We start from the raw sequence: 17,061 nt of genomic DNA, 5'->3' as shown, positions 1-17,061 counted from the left end.
GACGGTTGGAACGAATTCAAGTAACAGGATTCCGATGACGGAAGCGCAAGCGGGGATATGGTATGCTCAGCAGCTTGATCCGGATAATCCGATTTATAATACGGCGGAATACATTGAAATTCAGGGACCTCTTGATGAGGTCAGGTTTGAGATGGCAGTTCGGCAGATGGTAGAGGAATCGGGTACGTTAACCGTGACCTTTGAAGAAGGAGAAGAAGGACCTTATCAGTTTATCCGTACGGATATGAAATGGGATCTAGAGATCATTGATGTCAGTCATCTTTCCAATCCTGAGCAGTCGGCACTGAATTGGATGCAGATGGACCTGAGGACGCCTGTAGACCTGAGAAGCGATCTTATCTTTGCCGAAGCACTGTTTAAGCTGGGTAAAGACCGCTATTATTGGTATCAACGTGTGCATCACATCGCAATTGATGGATTTGGCGTAACGCTGCTTCTAAGAAGAGCAGCCCAGATCTACGCTGCACTGGCTCAGAACGAACAGCCGATGCCGAGCAAATTCGGTTCAATATCTTCCATTCTTCAAATGGAGAATGCCTACAGGACTTCTGAGGAAAAAGCCGCTGACCGAAATTTTTGGCTGTCAAAGTACAAGGATGGGATTGAAATTCCTAGTCTAGCTCAGGAAGCAGCGGCATCGGGGCAAGCGGATTCTTTTTTTCGTGAAAGCTTGTACCTGACAGAATCCTGCTGCGACAGTCTTCAGCGAGCCTCCAAAAACAGTGGATCGGTATGGAGTGAAGTTATCGTTGCTGCCATCGCCGCCTATATGCACCGTCTGACGGGTTCACAGGACATCGTGTTTGGACTGCCCATGATGAACCGAACGGGTTCTGGAGCTCTGTCTGTTCCCAGTACAGTAATGAATGTGGTTCCGCTTCACTTGCAATTGCAGGAAGGTCATTCTTTCACAGCATTGATTCAGCAGACAGCTTCTCGTATGAGGGAAATACGAAAGCACCAAAGCTATCGGCATGAGGAGTTAAGGCGCGACTTGAAGCTTAATCTAAAAGCTCAGAACTTATATGGTCCAATCATTAATATTATGCCCTTTGAATCCACATTGAAATGGGGCGGGGGAACGACAGGCCTTGTTTACAATCTGGCTGCTGGACCTGTGGAGAATTTGACATTTAACATATACGGATCGGCGGATGGGAAAAAGCTGAGATTTGATATCGATGCTAACCCACAGCTGTATAGTAAGGAGGAAATTAATCAGCATCTGCTCAGGCTGAGCGCCTATATTGAAAGTCTGGCGAGCCATCGTCAGGATGACTATTTCCTGCATACAGAGGTCCTCCTTCCTGAGGAGAAAGAACTTGTAGTGTATCAATGGAACAGAACAAAGGACTCTGTGAAAGATGTGAAGCACGTTATAGCGTGGTTTGAAGAGCAGGCAGATAAAACACCTGATCATACAGCAATTACCTATAACAACGAATTAGTAACCTATCGTGAGTTAAGTATTCGAGTGAATCGACTCGCAAGGCTGCTGATCAAGAAGGGAGCAGGACCGGAAGAAAAAGTAGCCATCCTGCTGAACAGATCCGTGGATATGGTCGTATCCATGCTGGCGGTTCTCAAGTCCGGCGCTGCATACTTGCCTCTGGACCCAGAATTTCCGGATGAACGGCTGGAATACATGCTTCTCGATTCTAAACCACTCTTGTTGATCACTGAGCATGAAATGAAAGAAAGAGCCTTTATTCCGGAGCAGCTCTCCTTGCTTGTGGTGGATGATTCCTTGTTTGCTGCAGAGCTGTCTGCATCCTCAGGGAATCCATTCACAGCGCATGAGAAGGTAGTAGCTGAGTCCCTATCTTCCGAGCATCCGGCATATGTCATCTATACTTCCGGTTCAACGGGTAAACCAAAGGGTGTCGTTGTCACTCGAGGCGGAGTCAGTAATTTCCTCATCGCCATGCAGGAATTGCTCAAGGTGAACTCCTCTGATCGCCTGCTAGCGGTAACAACGGTATCGTTTGACATTGCGGTTCTCGAGCTGTTTCTTCCACTTCTACATGGGGCAGAAGTGATTATAGCTCCCAAAAGAACAGTCCAGGACCCTGAAGCATTCTCAAGACTCGCTTCTGTATCAGGTATGACAATGATGCAAGCAACACCAACATTATGGCAGTCTCTGGTGTTAAGCTGTCCGGATCAGATTACAGGTATCAAGGTACTGGTAGGAGGGGAAGCCCTGACAAAAGAGCTCTTCGAGCGCTTCAACGAGCTTAATTGTGAAGTCGTGAATCTATACGGACCTACAGAGACGACCATCTGGTCCTCTGCAGCGCTGCTTCATGAGCGGAGAGGACAGGCACCTGTCATAGGCAGTCCCATTAGAAATACACAAATGTATATTCTTGACTCGAGACTTGAGCCCGTTCCACCAGGAATTGCCGGTGATCTGTACATTGCAGGCGATGGCCTGGCTAGAGGCTATCTGAATCGCCCGGGACTCACTGCCGAACGATTTATCGCGAATCCATACGGAGAACCTGGATCAAGAATGTATCAAACCGGAGATCTCGCCAGGTGGCAGTCAGACGGGACAATCGCTTATATTGGCCGAAGTGATCATCAGCTCAAAATCAGAGGCTATCGCATAGAGCTTGGAGAAATCGAATCCGTACTCATGAGTCATAATGCTGTACTCAAATCTGCTGTCGTTGTGAGAGGTGATGCCTCCGGTGAGCAGCGGCTGGTCGCTTATGTTGTAGCTGATGCAGGAGGACAGCTGAATTCTAGTGATCTACGTGCCTATGCTAGTGAGCAGCTGCCTGAATATATGGTGCCATCTGCTGTCGTCTTCATGGAGGAGCTTCCGTTAACGCCCAATGCGAAGCTGGATCGTAAAGCACTGCCTGCGCCTGATTTCTCTGCTGAAGCTGGTTCGAGACTTCCACGGACCCCGCAGGAGGGCATGCTGGCTGAACTCTTTGCAGAAATATTGAAGCTTCCGAGAGTGGGAATTGATGACAGCTTCTTCGATCTTGGCGGCCATTCCCTTCTAGCAGGACGGCTTCTGCTTCGAATTCGGGATGTGTTTGATAAGGATATTTCGATCGTACATTTGTTTGAAGCACCGACCGTAGCCAAGCTGGCCAAAAAGCTGACGACAGCTGAGAGATCACGTCCGTCTATTCAGCTTGCGGAACGACCAGAGGTAATCCCGCTGTCTTTTGCTCAGAAACGCATCTGGTTTCAGCATTTGCTGGAAGGTCCCATGCCAACCTATAACATTCCGGCAGTGATAGAAATGACCGGTGAGCTGGATATAGCGGCACTAGAGCAGGCTTTTTATGATGTAACGAATCGGCATGAAGCGCTGCATACCTTATATCCTGAACATCACGGCAGTGCCAGACAGCTCGTTTTATCTGAGGGAGAGAGGAGACCTCGATTTGAGATCAGCCAGATTGATGAGATGGAGCTGTGCACGAGAATTGATGAGGCGGTCAAGTATTCGTTTCAGATTGAGACAGAGGTGCCGGTCCGGGCAGAATTGTTCGTTCTGAATTCTAATCAATATGTGCTTGTCCTGCTCCTGCATCATATCGCATGTGACGGCTGGTCACTGAACCCCTTATTAAACGATCTGTCCGAGGCGTATCAATCAAGAACGACGGGACAAGCACCTGCGTTTGCGCCGCTGCCGCTTCAATATGCGGATTATGCCGCATGGCAGGAAGAGTGGTTTAACGGGCGCAAGCAGGAAGATGGCAATCCGCTGACAGAGCAGCTCGATTATTGGAAAGAACAGCTTGCAGGTCTGCCGGAGGAGCTGGAGCTGATTCGCAATCGTCCACGGGTATCCGATCACAGTAATGCAGCAGGAATCGTGAGGCTTGAGGTAGGAGCCGAGCTTCATGATCAGCTCTCTAAACTGGCCAAAGACACGAAGAGCAGCCTGTTCATGGTGCTTCATTCCGGACTTGCGGCTCTGCTTACTCGTCTCGGTGCAGGATATGATATTCCAATCGGAAGCCCAATTGCCGGTCGTAACGATGATCAGCTGACGAATATGATCGGTATGTTCATTAACAATCTGGTGCTTCGCTCGGACACTTCGGGGAATCCAACATTCAGAGAGCTCGTGGACAGAGTGCGCAGATCTGATCTGATGGCATTTGAGAATCAGGATATACCGTTTGAACAGCTCGTTGAACACTTGAATCCGAATCGGGTAAGCGGTAGACATCCGCTATTCCAATTGATGTTTGCTTTCCAAAATACACCGGATCCAGTTCTTTACATTCCAAATCTTAGCACCAAGGTAGAGATTATGAATACCGGATCAGCCAAATTTGATCTAACGCTGGAGCTTCGTGAACACCGAACTAACGAAGGAGCTTCAAACGGAATTCACGGCTGGTTTGAATATAATAAAGCCTTGTATGACGAGGAAACGGTGGAATGCTTGGCGAGTTGGTATATAAAATTGCTTGAATCCGCAGCAGCAGATCCAGATCTGCCGATCGAGCGACTGTCTATGCTGGATGTATCCGAAAGACAGCTTATGCTTGAGCTGGGTACCCCGGCTGCTCCTGAAATTTCAAAAATGACCATCAAGGAATGGTTTGAGCAGCAGACGGCAAGATCAGGCAATAATACCGTGATTACTTATGAAGGGAAAAGTCTTACCTATGAAGAGCTGAACACACAGGCGAATCAGCTGGCACATTTGCTCATACATCAAGGTGTCGGACCCGAGAAGATTGTAGCTCTTGCTCTTCCTAGATCCTTATCCATGATTATTGGAATTCTGGCGGTTATTAAATCCGGAGGCGCCTATTTGCCACTAGATCCGGAATACCCGCAGGACCGGTTATCTTATATGATTGAAGACGCTGCACCTGTAAGCATCATCACTCATTCGGATGTGATGTCTCATATTCCCGGCTTGGATGGGATTCCACAGATTGTTATGGACGATGAATCTATTAAGGATTTGCTGGGTACGTTGTCCATCCATAACCCTGGGGAGGATGATATGCCCGTACCACTGAGACCAGCGAATACTGCTTATATTATTTATACATCAGGGTCTACAGGCAAACCGAAAGGGGTCATGATCCCTCATCAAAATGTTGTACGTTTATTCAAAGCGACGGATGAATCTTACTCCTTCAATGAAAGTGATGTATGGACATTGTTCCATTCCTATGCGTTTGATTTCTCCGTGTGGGAAATCTGGGGGGCTTTGCTGTATGGTGGACGGCTTGTCATTGTTCCTCATTCCGTAACGAGAACGCCTGCTGAATTCCATCAGCTGCTGATTGAGGAACAGGTTACGGTGCTGAATCAGACCCCATCTGCGTTCTATTCATTGATGCAGGCGGATCAAGAGCAGGGTGGTACAGCCGCGGATTTGAATTTGCGATATGTGATCTTTGGTGGAGAGGCACTGGAGCTGGGTCGTCTCAAATCATGGTATAGCCGGTACACTGAACAAGCCCCACTACTCGTGAATATGTATGGCATTACGGAAACGACCGTACACGTGACATTTAATCCTCTGAGTCAGGAAGCAGCCGAGACGAGAGCGCAGAGCAGCTTAATTGGTGAACCGATATCCGACCTGAAGCTGTATGTGCTTGATGATTATCTCCAGCCTGTTCCTTGGGGAATTACAGGGGAAATGTATGTAGCAGGGTCCGGTCTTGCCAGAGGTTATTTGGGGAGACCGGGATTAACAGCAGAACGATTCATCGCTGATCCATATGGTAAGCCTGGAGAAGTTATGTACCGGACCGGAGACCTTGCTCGCTGGACTATGGATGGGAATCTGGATTACATTGGCCGTGCCGACCATCAGGTGAAGATACGCGGCTTCCGAATTGAGCTTGGCGAGATCGAAACCGTAATTGCTGAGCATTCTTCTGCGCTGCAGACCGCTGTTGTGGTCCGAGAGGATCAAATCGGTGACAAACGCTTGGTTGCCTATATCGTAGCTAGTAATGAAGAGATGCCGGATACGATGGAGCTGAGACGTTCGCTTGGAGCTGTATTACCGGAATATATGATTCCGAGCGCTTTTGTCATCCTGGATCGGCTGCCGCTCACAGCAAATGGCAAGCTTGATAAAAAGGCACTGCCTGCACCGGATTACGGTCATCTGGTGGGAACCCGTGGACCGCGGAATCCACAGGAAGAGCTATTATGTGAGCTGTTTGCCGAGGTGTTAGGCTTATCCAGAGTAGGCATAGATGATGGCTTCTTCGATCTCGGAGGACATTCCCTCCTCGCAGTTAAGCTGATGAGTCGAATTCATGATGCACTTGGGGTTCAGCTTGGAATCGGCAATCTGTTCGAGGCACCAACGGTAGCGAAGCTGAGCGACAGAATGGAAGCGGGAGATTCACTTAGTGCGCTAAATGTTCTGCTGCCGCTCAGAAAGAGTGGTGGGGAATCTGCTCTGTTCTGTGTTCACCCAGCCGGTGGACTCAGCTGGTGTTACGCAGGACTCATGAAGACACTTCCTTCAAGTGTGCCGATCTATGGATTGCAGGCCAGAGGTATTGGGAGGAAGGAGCTGCTGCCTGGATCCATTGAGGAGATGGCAGCAGATTATATCGAGCATATCCGCGAGGTACAGCCAAGCGGCCCATATCGTCTGCTCGGCTGGTCACTCGGAGGAAACGTTGCTCATGCGATTGCGGTCCAGTTAGAAGCTCAAGGTGAAGAGGTTGATATACTGATTATGCTGGACGCGTATCCGGGACATTTCTTGCCGCTCGGAACAGGTCCAAGCGAGGAAGAAGCCTTAACAGCACTGCTCGCTTTGGGAGGGTATGACCCAGATGATCTGGAAGATCAATCGTTATCTCTGGAGCTGGCGTTTAAAATTCTTCAAAGGGATGGAAGCGCACTTGCCAGTCTATCGGAGGAGACGCTGCACAACCTGAAAGATACGTATGTCAATTCTGTGCGTATACTCGGATCCTACGTTCCTGGCCGTTACAATGGGGATCTTCTGTTCTTTAAATCAACGATCATCCCAGATTGGTTCGATCCGATTGCTCCAGAGACCTGGGAGCCTTATATCGGCGGAGCAATGGAACAATACGATCTGAATTGCAGACATAAGGACATGTGCCAGGCGGGACCACTGGAAGAAATCGGGCGTATTATCGCAGAGCGATTAGCGCACAGGAATAGAGTATATGTCTAATGAGGAGGAAAGAATCATGGCAAATCCTTTTGACAATGAAAATGGCAGCTTTGTTGTGCTGATCAACGATGAGGAGCAGTACTCCATGTGGCCGGAAACGATCGATGTGCCGCCAGGGTGGACGATCGTGTATGGTACAGATAATAAGCTGGCATGCCAGAATTATATCGAAGTACATTGGACAGATATGCGTCCCAAGAGCCTCCGATAAACGGAGCTAAAAGTGTGAGATAGTAGAATGAATAGAAAGATAAGATAATAGATAGAAACGAAGTGGAGAGACCAATCAGAAAGAGAAAACGAAAGACACTGCAATAGAACTTAATGACAAAACAAGATTTCTGCGTAAAACAAGATATAAACCATCTTAAATTATAAGCAACATCGAAAAAGCAGCAGGGCTTTATGATGAACAATCATAGGCTCTGCTGCTTATTTGTCACTCATATAAGACATGAATATCAATATCCTGATTGTAATTGCCAAATCCGGATCCGAACAAACTGATTCCGCCGGGGTGCTCGGAGCTCGATTTGCACTCGATCCGAAGACGGATGTCATCTCCTTTTCTAACATTTAGCTGCTTTGCAGTCCGATCAGACAGCCGAATCCCATCCAGGAAGGTTCCTTCTGCTCGGAGCATCAAGGTTTTTAACAAGCCGTGTTGTGTTCCGAGCGTCCACCATCCAGGAGTGAATACACCAGGCGCATGACCGTAGTCTCCAGGACAAGTCCAAGTGCCAAGCTCGGTATCGTTAATATAAAAAGTAATATCTGATGGCCAGTCTTCATTATATCCAGGGGCTTCCGAACAAATCTCAAGTGTGATACTGAGGCTCTTGATCACTTGATCTCCTACTAAATAATTGGGAATGGAATATTCAACATAACCGCTGCCAAACCATAAATGCTTCGCTTTTACATGTTCAGGATCGGCAAAATAGCGCGGATCGTCCATCATACCTATAAGGCCGCTCTCGGAGGCCAGCCCACAGGTTGGGTTGACTTGATAGCGAGTATATTGGCCTATAGGAATACTGACCGAGTAACCGCTGCGATCTGTACTAACCGGTGAGGTGAACTGCAGGGTGACTGAGTCCTGGATAAGCCGGCATATCTTCTGCCTGCCACGTGCTCCGGACAAGCTTTCGGTACCCACAATTCCGGCCTCTTCAAGCTTCTGAATATGCTTGGTGATCATCGCTGACGATAGCGACAGCTCAGCGGCCATATCTTTAATATTTCTAGGCTTTTCATTCAGTATTTCAATTATCTTAACTCTGGTCTCAGAAGTAAACGCTTCAAGAAAATGAAAATGCTCTGAAGTTACACGAATATTCATTTGTCGTTTATCCTTTACATCGATATCGTTTTGTATGAGATTATATAACTTAAAAGTTAATCATTCAACTTATTGTTGACGTTTTCATACATTGGGTGCATAATTTTGCATGTATAAAGTTTCCTTCAGATTATTTAAATTAATTTTTAAATTAACAAAATGGAGGCAGAGACCATGTCAGAAGTTTATAGAAATGATTATCCAAGACCTCAGTTCGTACGTAAGGAATGGCTCAATCTTAATGGAGAATGGGAGTTTGAATTTGATGATCACGGGAAGGGTGACCAGGATCAGTGGTGGCAGAGGCAGGAAGAGTACTCCAAGCGGATTCAGGTTCCATTTGCTTATCAGAGCAAGCTGAGCGGAATAGCTGAGCCCGATTTTTATGATCTAGTATGGTATCGCAGGTCATTTCAGGTGCCTGAAAAGTATAAAGGGAAACGCATCATTTTGCATTTCGGCGCCGTGGATTATGAGGCTTCTGTGTGGGTTAACGGAAATTTGGCGATGACACACTCCGGAGGACATACACCGTTTAGCGCAGATATTACACCTTTTATACAAGATGGGAAGAATGAAGTGGTCGTTCGTGCACAGGATTACAGCACAGATGTAACGCTTCCGCGTGGGAAACAGTATTGGCTGCAGGATTCAGCGAGCATTTTTTATACACGTACCACCGGCATTTGGCAGACGGTTTGGCTGGAGCCAGTAGCTTCTTCTTACATTGCCAAAGTACGTATGACCCCGGATATTGATCGGAAGCAGATTGAGATCAAAGCGTTTATCGAAGGTTATGAGACGAAGACACGGCAATACCTCAAGACTCGTATCGAATTCAAAGGCAAGCTGATTGCAGAGGATCAGTGCCTTGTCACTGCAGCCAGTGAAACCAGATCCATACAGCTTCATGACTTTAATGATCATGGATTAGGCGGATGGTGGACACCGGAGAATCCGAATTTGTACGATGTGACCTTCGAGCTGCTTCAGGATGGAAGCGTATTAGATCAGGTGGAGAGCTACTTCGGAATGAGGAAGATTTCAATAGAGAACGGACAGCTGTGTCTGAACAACAGGCCGTACTTTCAACGATTGGTTCTGGACCAAGGCTACTTTCCTGATGGAAATCTTACGCCTCCAAGCGATGCTGCGATTAAACAGGATGTTGAATTAACCAAAGTCATGGGCTTCAACGGCGCACGGAAGCATCAGAAGCTGGAAGATCCAAGATACCTATACTGGTGCGACAAGCTTGGACTTCTCGTCTATAGTGAAGCGGCGAATGCTTATGAATTCTCAGAGCAATACGTAGAGCGATTTACGAAGGAATGGCAGGAATCGATCGAGAGAGACTATAATCACCCTTCAATCATTGGCTGGGTTCCTTTGAATGAGAGCTGGGGGGTCCCGAATATATGGGTAGATAAGCAGCAGCAATATCATGCGCTGGCGATGTATTATCTGACCAAATCTCTGGATCCGACGAGACCGGTTGTCTCCAATGACGGCTGGGAAATGACGAAGACGGATCTGTTTAATATTCATGATTACGAATGGCGTAAAGAAGTATTGGAAGAGCGTTATCGGACCATCGATCATGTACTGGCTTCAAGACCTTCTAATCGGGAGCTGGCGGTAACGGGATTCCCTTATGAAGGACAGCCCGTTCTAATCAGTGAATTTGGAGGCATTGCATATAAGAAAAGTGAGTGGGAGGGCTGGGGATACTCTGGTGCAGAAAATGATGATGATTATGCGGCCCGCCTTCAGGCTGTCATTGATCCGCTGCATCGTTCAAGTGTAGTGCAGGGCTTCTGTTATACACAGCTTACGGATGTGGAGCAAGAGATCAATGGACTACTTACCTATGATCGGGTACCTAAGCTGCCTCTGGAGACGATTAAAGCTATTGTGCTGGGAAAAGCGTAGCAAGTGTGATAACCGGATGATCCATCGTGATCATCCGGTTTATAGTACGATAACATCAATATTCATTGACAAGCTTCTAAAGTGTCTCTATATTGGTTTAGTACAGTTTAGTTAACTGAACTAAACTGTACCGGTGACGTTAATTTTTAATCATAAGAGGAAGTTAGCCAAATCCTCCGCAAAGGGGCTGATATTAAATACATGAACGATTATATCCAGGTGGTTACACGGATGAATCAGGTGCTCGATGAGTTTAATGTTTTAATTACAAAAGAAGTGAAGGATTTAGATGATTATCACCTGACTTCTCAGCAGGAAGTCATTCTCATTTACATATCCAAGCATGAGCGAATTACAACGAGCGAAATCTCGCATGCTTTTGATATTACCAAAAGTGCCGTCAGTCAGGTGCTGACCAAGCTCGAGCAGGAAGAGATGATACTGAAGAGGGTGAACCCGGATAACCGAAGAGAATCCTTTATCGTGCTTGCGGAGAGAGGAGAATCCTTTATTGCCAAGCTGGCTGATATTGACCGGGTGATGATTGACAAATATTACTCAAAGATTGATCTGCCCAAACTGATTCAAATGACAGAAACGATGGAAGAGATCAATAGGATTATTAAGAAGAGCAAACTAGAGATGTAATCTACAGATGAAATATAGACGGAGGACTTAAGACACATGTCACTGATGTTAAGAAACAGGGGAGCGATTCTCCTGTTGATGCTTAATATATTTATCGTTTTCACAGGAATAGGACTCGTCGTTCCGGTCATGCCGACCTTCATGAAGGAGCTATCCATGACCGGAAGCATTGTTGGGCTGCTCGTAGCCGCCTTTTCAATGACCCAGTTCTTGTTCTCGCCGCTAGCAGGCAGGATGTCCGATGCACTTGGACGCAAGAAAATTATTATTATTGGGATGATCATTTTTGCCATATCTGAGCTTATGTTTGGAATGTCGAATACGGCATTATTTCTCTTTCTCGCCAGATTTCTGGGAGGTATTGGGGCTGCATTGATTATGCCTGCTGTCATGGCCTACACGGCGGATGTTACTTCTGGTGAAGAGCGGGCCAAGGGAATGGGATATATTAATGCGGCCATAACGACCGGATTTATTATTGGTCCAGGGATTGGTGGATTTCTGGCCGAATATGGTGTCCGGGTTCCTTTCTATGCAGCAGCTGCAGCAGGTGTGGTGGCAGCGGTCATTACGCTGCTGGTTCTGCCTGAATCCAAGCGCAGCACGGAGAATGAGGAGGAGGTCGTAAAGCTTCCGAGTCAACGTCTGTTCACTCAACTGCGCTATTCTTATCGTGAGCCCTACTTCCTGGCACTCATTATTGTGTTCGTTGCTTCGTTTGGACTTGCCAATTATGAAACGGTATTCAGCTTGTTCGTCGATGAGAAGTTTGGATTTACGACACGGGATATTGCCATTATTATTACATTTGGCTCAATAGCTGGTGCAGTGGTGCAGGTCACGATCTTTAGCTGGATTCTAAATAAATTCGGAGAGAAGAACGTGGTAGCCGTCTGTTTGTTTGCTGCCGGACTGTTCATTATCTTGACGCTGTTCGTGCACAACTACTGGCTCATCCTCGTCGTTACTTTTATCGTATTTTTATCCATGGATATATTGAGACCGACGCTGAGTACCCAGATGTCCAAGATGGCAATGGAGCAGCAGGGCTATATTGCTGGACTTAACTCGGCATTTACGAGTATGGGTAACGTACTCGGACCGGCGATCGCCGGATTCCTATTTGATATCAATATTAACTTTCCGTATATATCAGCAAGCCTTATTTTATTCCTGTGCTTTATCCTTGCACTTCGGGCAAGACGAGATGTAAGGATTAGAGGCTGATGCGCGGTTGATGCGAGTCCTGGTGTAGAACGGGTGTAGAGCTATGCAGAACAGATCGTTCCGATTCATGTCGGGACGGTCTGTTTTTTTTCATGATTTTTTGTACAATCGAATAAAGGGGGAATGATAAGTGGACTACGATCATATGCGCAGGCTTGCTGAGAAGTATGCTGAGCCACCGGGGCATTACGCATTGGTCATGGAAGATAGTTTACCGAAGGAGAATCCGCTGCAACGCGTATTTGTGTGGGAGAATCCTGACAATGCAGAGGAAACCATTGAGATCGATTTGGATCTTCACAGCAAGGAACTCTTGAGACTGCAAATTTACAGAGAAGCAGAACTCTCTTCGATAAGCTCACCTTCTGATAGAAGTATAAGGGATAGGGCGCAGAAAATGTTGGAGCAGTACTTACAAGAACCGGATCGTTATATGTTCTACGAAATGAAATATATAGAGGATAAAGTGAAGGTGGATTATAGACTGCAGATCGGAGGTCTTCCACTCCCTCATACGGGTTGCGAGTTCATTTTTACCAGAGACATGGAATTATTCAGATTTAGATTTGAAGGTCATAAGCCTAATTCCGGATCACTCCCTCAATGGCCGCATGAGGTGATCGAACCCGACATGATTAGAGCAAACCTGTTGAGCACAGTTGACATGGAGCTAAGAATCCAACATTTTTATTCCACGCTATATGATTACCAAGGTTCAGTCTCCGCATTTAGACTTGTATACACCACGGTTCCTGAACGACAAATCATCTGTGCAATTACGGGTGAGGATCTATTCGATAAAGATCATTTCAGATTGCCTAGAAGTGAGCCTATGGTACAAGCAGGTGATGAATCCTTCGCTGAACTGAAACTTCAATTCGAGACTGTGTCTGATTCAATAGATTCCGTGCTGAAGAAGTGGGAGGAACGTTTAGGGATAGATTTCTCCATTTTTGAGCGGGAAGAAATGAAGGAAGAAGAAGGAGAGATCCGCTGTTTATATACATTAAGGAACCAGAATAAGGACATGGATCAATACGGTAATCAAGTATCAAACCCGCTTCAGGCAGAAGCCTACGTTAAACGAAAATGGGGAAATATATTCGACCGGATGCTTTATTCGTGCAAGCTTGCAATCGATAAAAATACAAGCCGTCTTCTATCATTTCATGCAACTGAACAGGAAGGGGATACGGAGACAGCGCAGGAGACGCTTAGCAGGTCAGCTTGCAGGGAGATCGCCGAGCGGTTTCTCGCAGACGTTTTTCCAGAGTATGGGGCTTTTTTGCAAAGAGAAATGGATAGCGGCCTGGAGAATGAGGAGCCGAGAAAAAAGCAATTTTTCTTCTACCCTTTATTTATGTCTGGTATTCCGGTTGCTTACGAGCAAGTTATGGTCGTTGTGAATACAAGCAATGGACGAATTAGCAGCTACCGGGGGTTAAGTCCACATTTGATAACGGAGTTAATGTCCTTGGAGCATCAACCGAAGCTTACGGCAGAGGCAGCGTATCAAAGATATAGCCAGAAGATGGATGTACAGCTGAAATGGTTCTTACATACGGCGTCTACGGGAGAGAAGGAATACAAGCTTGTATATGAACCTGTGGTGAGGTATAAGAGCGAGGCAGGGCTACTGCATTCACGTTCTGTATATATAGATGCGAACTCAGGTGAATGGATCTATAGAAAAGAATAAGATAAAAAGGTCCGCCAGTGCCGGAATTATGATTCTTAGGTACTGGCGGATTGACGTTCTAATATACAAGCTCAATCTCCTGATCCTGCAGAAGCTGAATCCATTCCGGAGCAGGCTCTTGGTCAGTGATGAGCATGTCAATATTTGAGAAGCTGGCTAATTGGACAAAGGCGGTCTTATCAAATTTGGTGTGATCCGCGAGCAAAATCACTTTAGCTGCCTGCTGAAGCATTGTTCGCTTAAGTTCACTTTCCGGCTCATTGGAGTCCATGATTCCTTTATTCAGCGAGAGAGCTTTGCAGCTCAAGATAAGCTTGTCCACGTGATATTTGCGGACAGTGTCCTGTGCAACCGTGCCTGTCAAAGACATCGAGGATGCACGCAGGGTACCCCCGGTTGAAATCATCTGGTGTCCTGTGCTTGCCAGCTCATGCATAGAGAGAGCCGAATTTGTGATAATAGTCAAATTGCTTCGGTGCTTAAGCAGTTTCGTGAGCTCCATGGAGCTGGAGCTGGGGTCCATCATTAATGTTTCTCCGTCGTGTATATAATTCAACGCCTTACGGGCGATTGCTTGCTTGATCTCCAGATTGGCCCGCTGCCGAGTCACAAAAGGCAGGTCCTCATTCGTATGTTTATTAATAATGGCTCCGCCATATGTACGGGTCAAAATTCCTTCCTTCTCCAGCTTCTCCAGATCACGTCGTATGGTTTCTTCTGTTACATTAAACTTCTGGCTGAGCTCTGACACCAGCACACGTTTATCATTCTGTGCAATGTCCATAATGTATTGACGTCTTTCTGCTGCAAGCATATGGACTCCTTTCCCCATGCTGTAATGCATGGTCCCTGACTGGTTACTAGAATTCATTATAAGACAATAAGCTCTTGAAAGTACATAAATGGTCTCTAAATATATGTTGCAGACCTCGGATGCTTCGTATATAATCAATGACAACTTAAATTTGTCATGTTGAAGGAGATTGAAATTTATGAGGTTATCTCACTTACAACAATATTATCATTTTAATCTGCGTTAGCACACCTGATACGTCATTAACAGGTGGGCTAACGCATTTCGCGTTCGGCCCCCCTGCGGCATAGATGAAACGCGCAGGACCAATGGGGTCCGGCGCGTTTTTTATTTTTGCCAAATGAAGGGAGACGGTGAAACACATGCAATCGATGAAATGGAATGAATTAACCAATCAAAGCAATGAACGACAAACGTCTATAGAAGAGGAAATGGAAAAATTAGGATTCAAGGAGCATTCCTGCTCACTCACTATATCGAAACAAGCGGGATATGAAGCAGAAGCACAGCTGCTTGTTGCTGCTCTCAATTTGTTTGATCACTTAGGTATACCTGTTCAGCTGGAGTGGAATACGGGGTGGCTTCGTAGAGCGGAACTCTCAGCTGAAGAAGCTGAAATAATCTTCGAGAAAACAGGAATCGCGCATCTTCTTGTAACGGATTCTACAGCAGACATTCAAAGCAGTGATGAAGAAATGGTGATCTTCTCTATACTTAACGATACAGGTGAGAGCTTGCTTGCCCGGTCTGTGTACGTTTCGAACGCTTCGGATTCCGCGGTGAAATTAAACATTGACCTTAAGGCTATAGAGAAGTTGAGAGTGGAACAGGTAGTGGCGAATCGAGCAGAACAGGCTCAGCTGATCTCGGTGATGGCTGCTCCTCAGTGGAGTGAAGCTGCGTCCAGAGCGGCGGCTGAGCTTGAGGGGGCGGGTATCGCTGCCAGAACCATATACCCGAACGAGATCATGAATGAGCTCACGCTGAGATACGCAATTCGAATCGAATCGGTCCAATCGAATGAAGCAGAGACAGAGACAGGGCTTATGCCAATTACGCTAATCGACCACGCACAGCGTACGGAGACCAGATTGGTGCTGGACCAGTGCATCCATGTGCTGACTCAGCTGTTGTTGTAGAGCCTAGTGGAGTACATTTGAAATCACCATCAAAAAACGTTATTCTAATGTCAGTATTTTGCAATTCATTCCAATATTAAAAATGGGTTAAAAAGAGGAAGCTGAATATGGACATGAAGAAGAGCTTAAGTAATCATACGCATTCACCGAATTTGGAAGAGTATAATGATCCAACAATGTATGACATGGAGAATGACGAATTTGATGGTGATTTTGCATTTATTGAGAAATGGGCATCTTTAATGGGAGGCACTCTTATTGATCTAGCCTGTGGTACAGGACGTACGGCTATTCCTCTCGCTGAGAAAGGCTATTCCGTTATTGGTGTAGACTTACACGAAGGGATGCTGGAGAGAGCCAAGCTGAAGGCAGAGGAAGAGCACACGGACATCCGTTTCGAACTACAGAATTGTGAAGAGCTGGAATTGGATATGAAGAGCTCCATGATTTATATGGTGGGTAACGCCTTCCAGCATTTTCTGACGAATGAAGCGCAGGATAAGCTACTGCGGTCTGTAGCTGCTCATTTGAAGTCAGGCGGTGTATTCATATTCAACACCCGGTTTCCGAGTGCGGAAGAGCTGCTGCAGGCTGCTGAGGAAGAGTACTGGAGAACCTATGTAACGGATGACGGAAAACAAGTGGATGTATATACGACTAGTCATTATGATGCACTGACTCAAGTACAGAATTATATTATTGTTCGGAAAATGAAACAGGATGACCTGACGATTGAGAACGAGCTTAGAACGACGATCCAGCTGCGGTACACGTACCCGATGGAAATGGAGCGGCTGCTCGCCCGACACGGATTCCGAGTGATTGAGCTCTACGGGGACTGGGAAGAGAACCCGCCTGTGGACAGCAAACCGGAACTCATCTATGTATGTCAGAAAGAAAAGGAATTAGACATGAATTGATCTGGTTTACATTCGGTATTCTAAGTGATACTATTATAAAAATTAATGGATGAATAAACGCGATGAAGAGAAGAGTAAATGAACAGAATTCCTCATCAGAGAGCTCCGGAAGCTGAGAAGGAGCAGGAAGTCTGTCATT

At 46.3% G+C, this 17,061-nt stretch carries 10 protein-coding genes and 1 other annotated feature (1 of these 11 only partly in view); of the genes, 8 read left to right on the top strand and 2 right to left on the bottom strand.

Annotated features, from left to right (window positions below; genetic code table 11):
• Nucleotides 1-34: 34 nt before the first annotated feature.
• Both BLW49_RS00970 and BLW49_RS00965 read left to right on the top strand, forming a co-directional pair.
• Complete coding sequence (locus BLW49_RS00970) at nt 35-7,201, top strand: amino acid adenylation domain-containing protein (protein ID WP_143042073.1); 7,167 nt, start codon at nt 35-37, stop codon at nt 7,199-7,201.
• 16 nt (nt 7,202-7,217) lie between these two features.
• Nucleotides 7,218-7,412 carry an MbtH family protein gene (locus BLW49_RS00965; protein ID WP_076310937.1) on the top strand — a complete coding sequence of 65 codons (195 nt, stop codon included), beginning with the start codon at nt 7,218-7,220 and terminating at the stop codon, nt 7,410-7,412.
• A gap of 228 nt (nt 7,413-7,640) precedes the next feature.
• Here BLW49_RS00965 and BLW49_RS00960 read toward each other — a convergent pair whose 3' ends face one another.
• On the bottom strand, nt 7,641-8,543 hold the full coding sequence (locus BLW49_RS00960) for an ArsR/SmtB family transcription factor (protein ID WP_090722660.1): 903 nt from the start codon (nt 8,541-8,543) through the stop codon (nt 7,641-7,643).
• Nucleotides 8,544-8,717: 174 nt separating this feature from the next.
• Between BLW49_RS00960 and BLW49_RS00955 the strand changes: the two genes are divergently transcribed.
• The 4 genes from BLW49_RS00955 to BLW49_RS00940 all read left to right on the top strand — a co-directional run bounded on the left by BLW49_RS00955 (nt 8,718) and on the right by BLW49_RS00940 (nt 14,049).
• Nucleotides 8,718-10,475, top strand: a complete 1,758-nt coding sequence (locus BLW49_RS00955) for a glycoside hydrolase family 2 protein (protein WP_256209526.1) — start codon at nt 8,718-8,720, stop codon at nt 10,473-10,475.
• A 201-nt stretch (nt 10,476-10,676) separates the two neighbouring features.
• The gene (locus tag BLW49_RS00950; RefSeq protein ID WP_076310934.1) at nt 10,677-11,123 is read left to right on the top strand and encodes a MarR family winged helix-turn-helix transcriptional regulator; all 447 of its coding nucleotides are present in this window, start codon (nt 10,677-10,679) and stop codon (nt 11,121-11,123) included.
• Nucleotides 11,124-11,159: 36 nt separating this feature from the next.
• On the top strand, nt 11,160-12,350 hold the full coding sequence (locus BLW49_RS00945) for an MFS transporter (RefSeq protein ID WP_090722654.1): 1,191 nt from the start codon (nt 11,160-11,162) through the stop codon (nt 12,348-12,350).
• Nucleotides 12,351-12,480: 130 nt separating this feature from the next.
• Complete coding sequence (locus tag BLW49_RS00940) at nt 12,481-14,049, top strand: YcdB/YcdC domain-containing protein (protein ID WP_090722648.1); 1,569 nt, start codon at nt 12,481-12,483, stop codon at nt 14,047-14,049.
• Nucleotides 14,050-14,107: 58 nt separating this feature from the next.
• Here the strand turns inward: BLW49_RS00940 and BLW49_RS00935 are convergent, their stop codons facing one another.
• Nucleotides 14,108-14,863 (bottom strand): DeoR/GlpR family DNA-binding transcription regulator, encoded by a 756-nt coding sequence (locus BLW49_RS00935; protein WP_076310931.1) that lies wholly within the window; start codon nt 14,861-14,863, stop codon nt 14,108-14,110.
• Between the two features lie 362 nt (nt 14,864-15,225).
• Here BLW49_RS00935 and BLW49_RS00930 point away from each other — a divergent pair, with 362 nt between their 5' ends.
• Together BLW49_RS00930 and BLW49_RS00925 are read left to right on the top strand one after the other, a co-directional pair.
• Nucleotides 15,226-16,002: a hypothetical protein gene (locus BLW49_RS00930; protein WP_090722647.1), complete on the top strand. Its 777-nt coding sequence runs from the start codon at nt 15,226-15,228 to the stop codon at nt 16,000-16,002.
• 107 nt (nt 16,003-16,109) lie between these two features.
• Entirely contained in the window at nt 16,110-16,922 is an 813-nt protein-coding gene (locus BLW49_RS00925) for a class I SAM-dependent methyltransferase (RefSeq protein ID WP_256209525.1), read from the top strand.
• Nucleotides 16,923-16,975: 53 nt separating this feature from the next.
• Nucleotides 16,976-17,061, top strand: a binding site (T-box leader) (it continues 185 nt past the right edge of the window).

The sequence above is a fragment of the Paenibacillus sp. PDC88 genome, assembly GCF_900106725.1.
In the GTDB taxonomy this organism is placed as follows: Bacteria; Bacillota; Bacilli; order Paenibacillales; family Paenibacillaceae; genus Paenibacillus; species Paenibacillus shunpengii.
Note: the sequence above shows the minus strand (reverse complement) of the source record. Positions and strands in the feature narration are given on the sequence as shown.

What these genes read in the sequence shown, in the direction of transcription:
- BLW49_RS00960 (WP_090722660.1), bottom strand. Translation starts at nt 8,543, where the DNA reads ATGAATATTCGTGTAACTTCAGAGCATTTTCATTTTCTTGAAGCGTTT.
- BLW49_RS00965 (WP_076310937.1), top strand. Translation starts at nt 7,218, where the DNA reads ATGGCAAATCCTTTTGACAATGAAAATGGCAGCTTTGTTGTGCTGATC.
- BLW49_RS00935 (WP_076310931.1), bottom strand. Translation starts at nt 14,863, where the DNA reads ATGCTTGCAGCAGAAAGACGTCAATACATTATGGACATTGCACAGAAT.
- BLW49_RS00930 (WP_090722647.1), top strand. Translation starts at nt 15,226, where the DNA reads ATGCAATCGATGAAATGGAATGAATTAACCAATCAAAGCAATGAACGA.
- BLW49_RS00945 (WP_090722654.1), top strand. Translation starts at nt 11,160, where the DNA reads ATGTCACTGATGTTAAGAAACAGGGGAGCGATTCTCCTGTTGATGCTT.
- BLW49_RS00950 (WP_076310934.1), top strand. Translation starts at nt 10,677, where the DNA reads ATGAACGATTATATCCAGGTGGTTACACGGATGAATCAGGTGCTCGAT.
- BLW49_RS00955 (WP_256209526.1), top strand. Translation starts at nt 8,718, where the DNA reads ATGTCAGAAGTTTATAGAAATGATTATCCAAGACCTCAGTTCGTACGT.
- BLW49_RS00925 (WP_256209525.1), top strand. Translation starts at nt 16,110, where the DNA reads ATGGACATGAAGAAGAGCTTAAGTAATCATACGCATTCACCGAATTTG.
- BLW49_RS00970 (WP_143042073.1), top strand. Translation starts at nt 35, where the DNA reads ATGACGGAAGCGCAAGCGGGGATATGGTATGCTCAGCAGCTTGATCCG.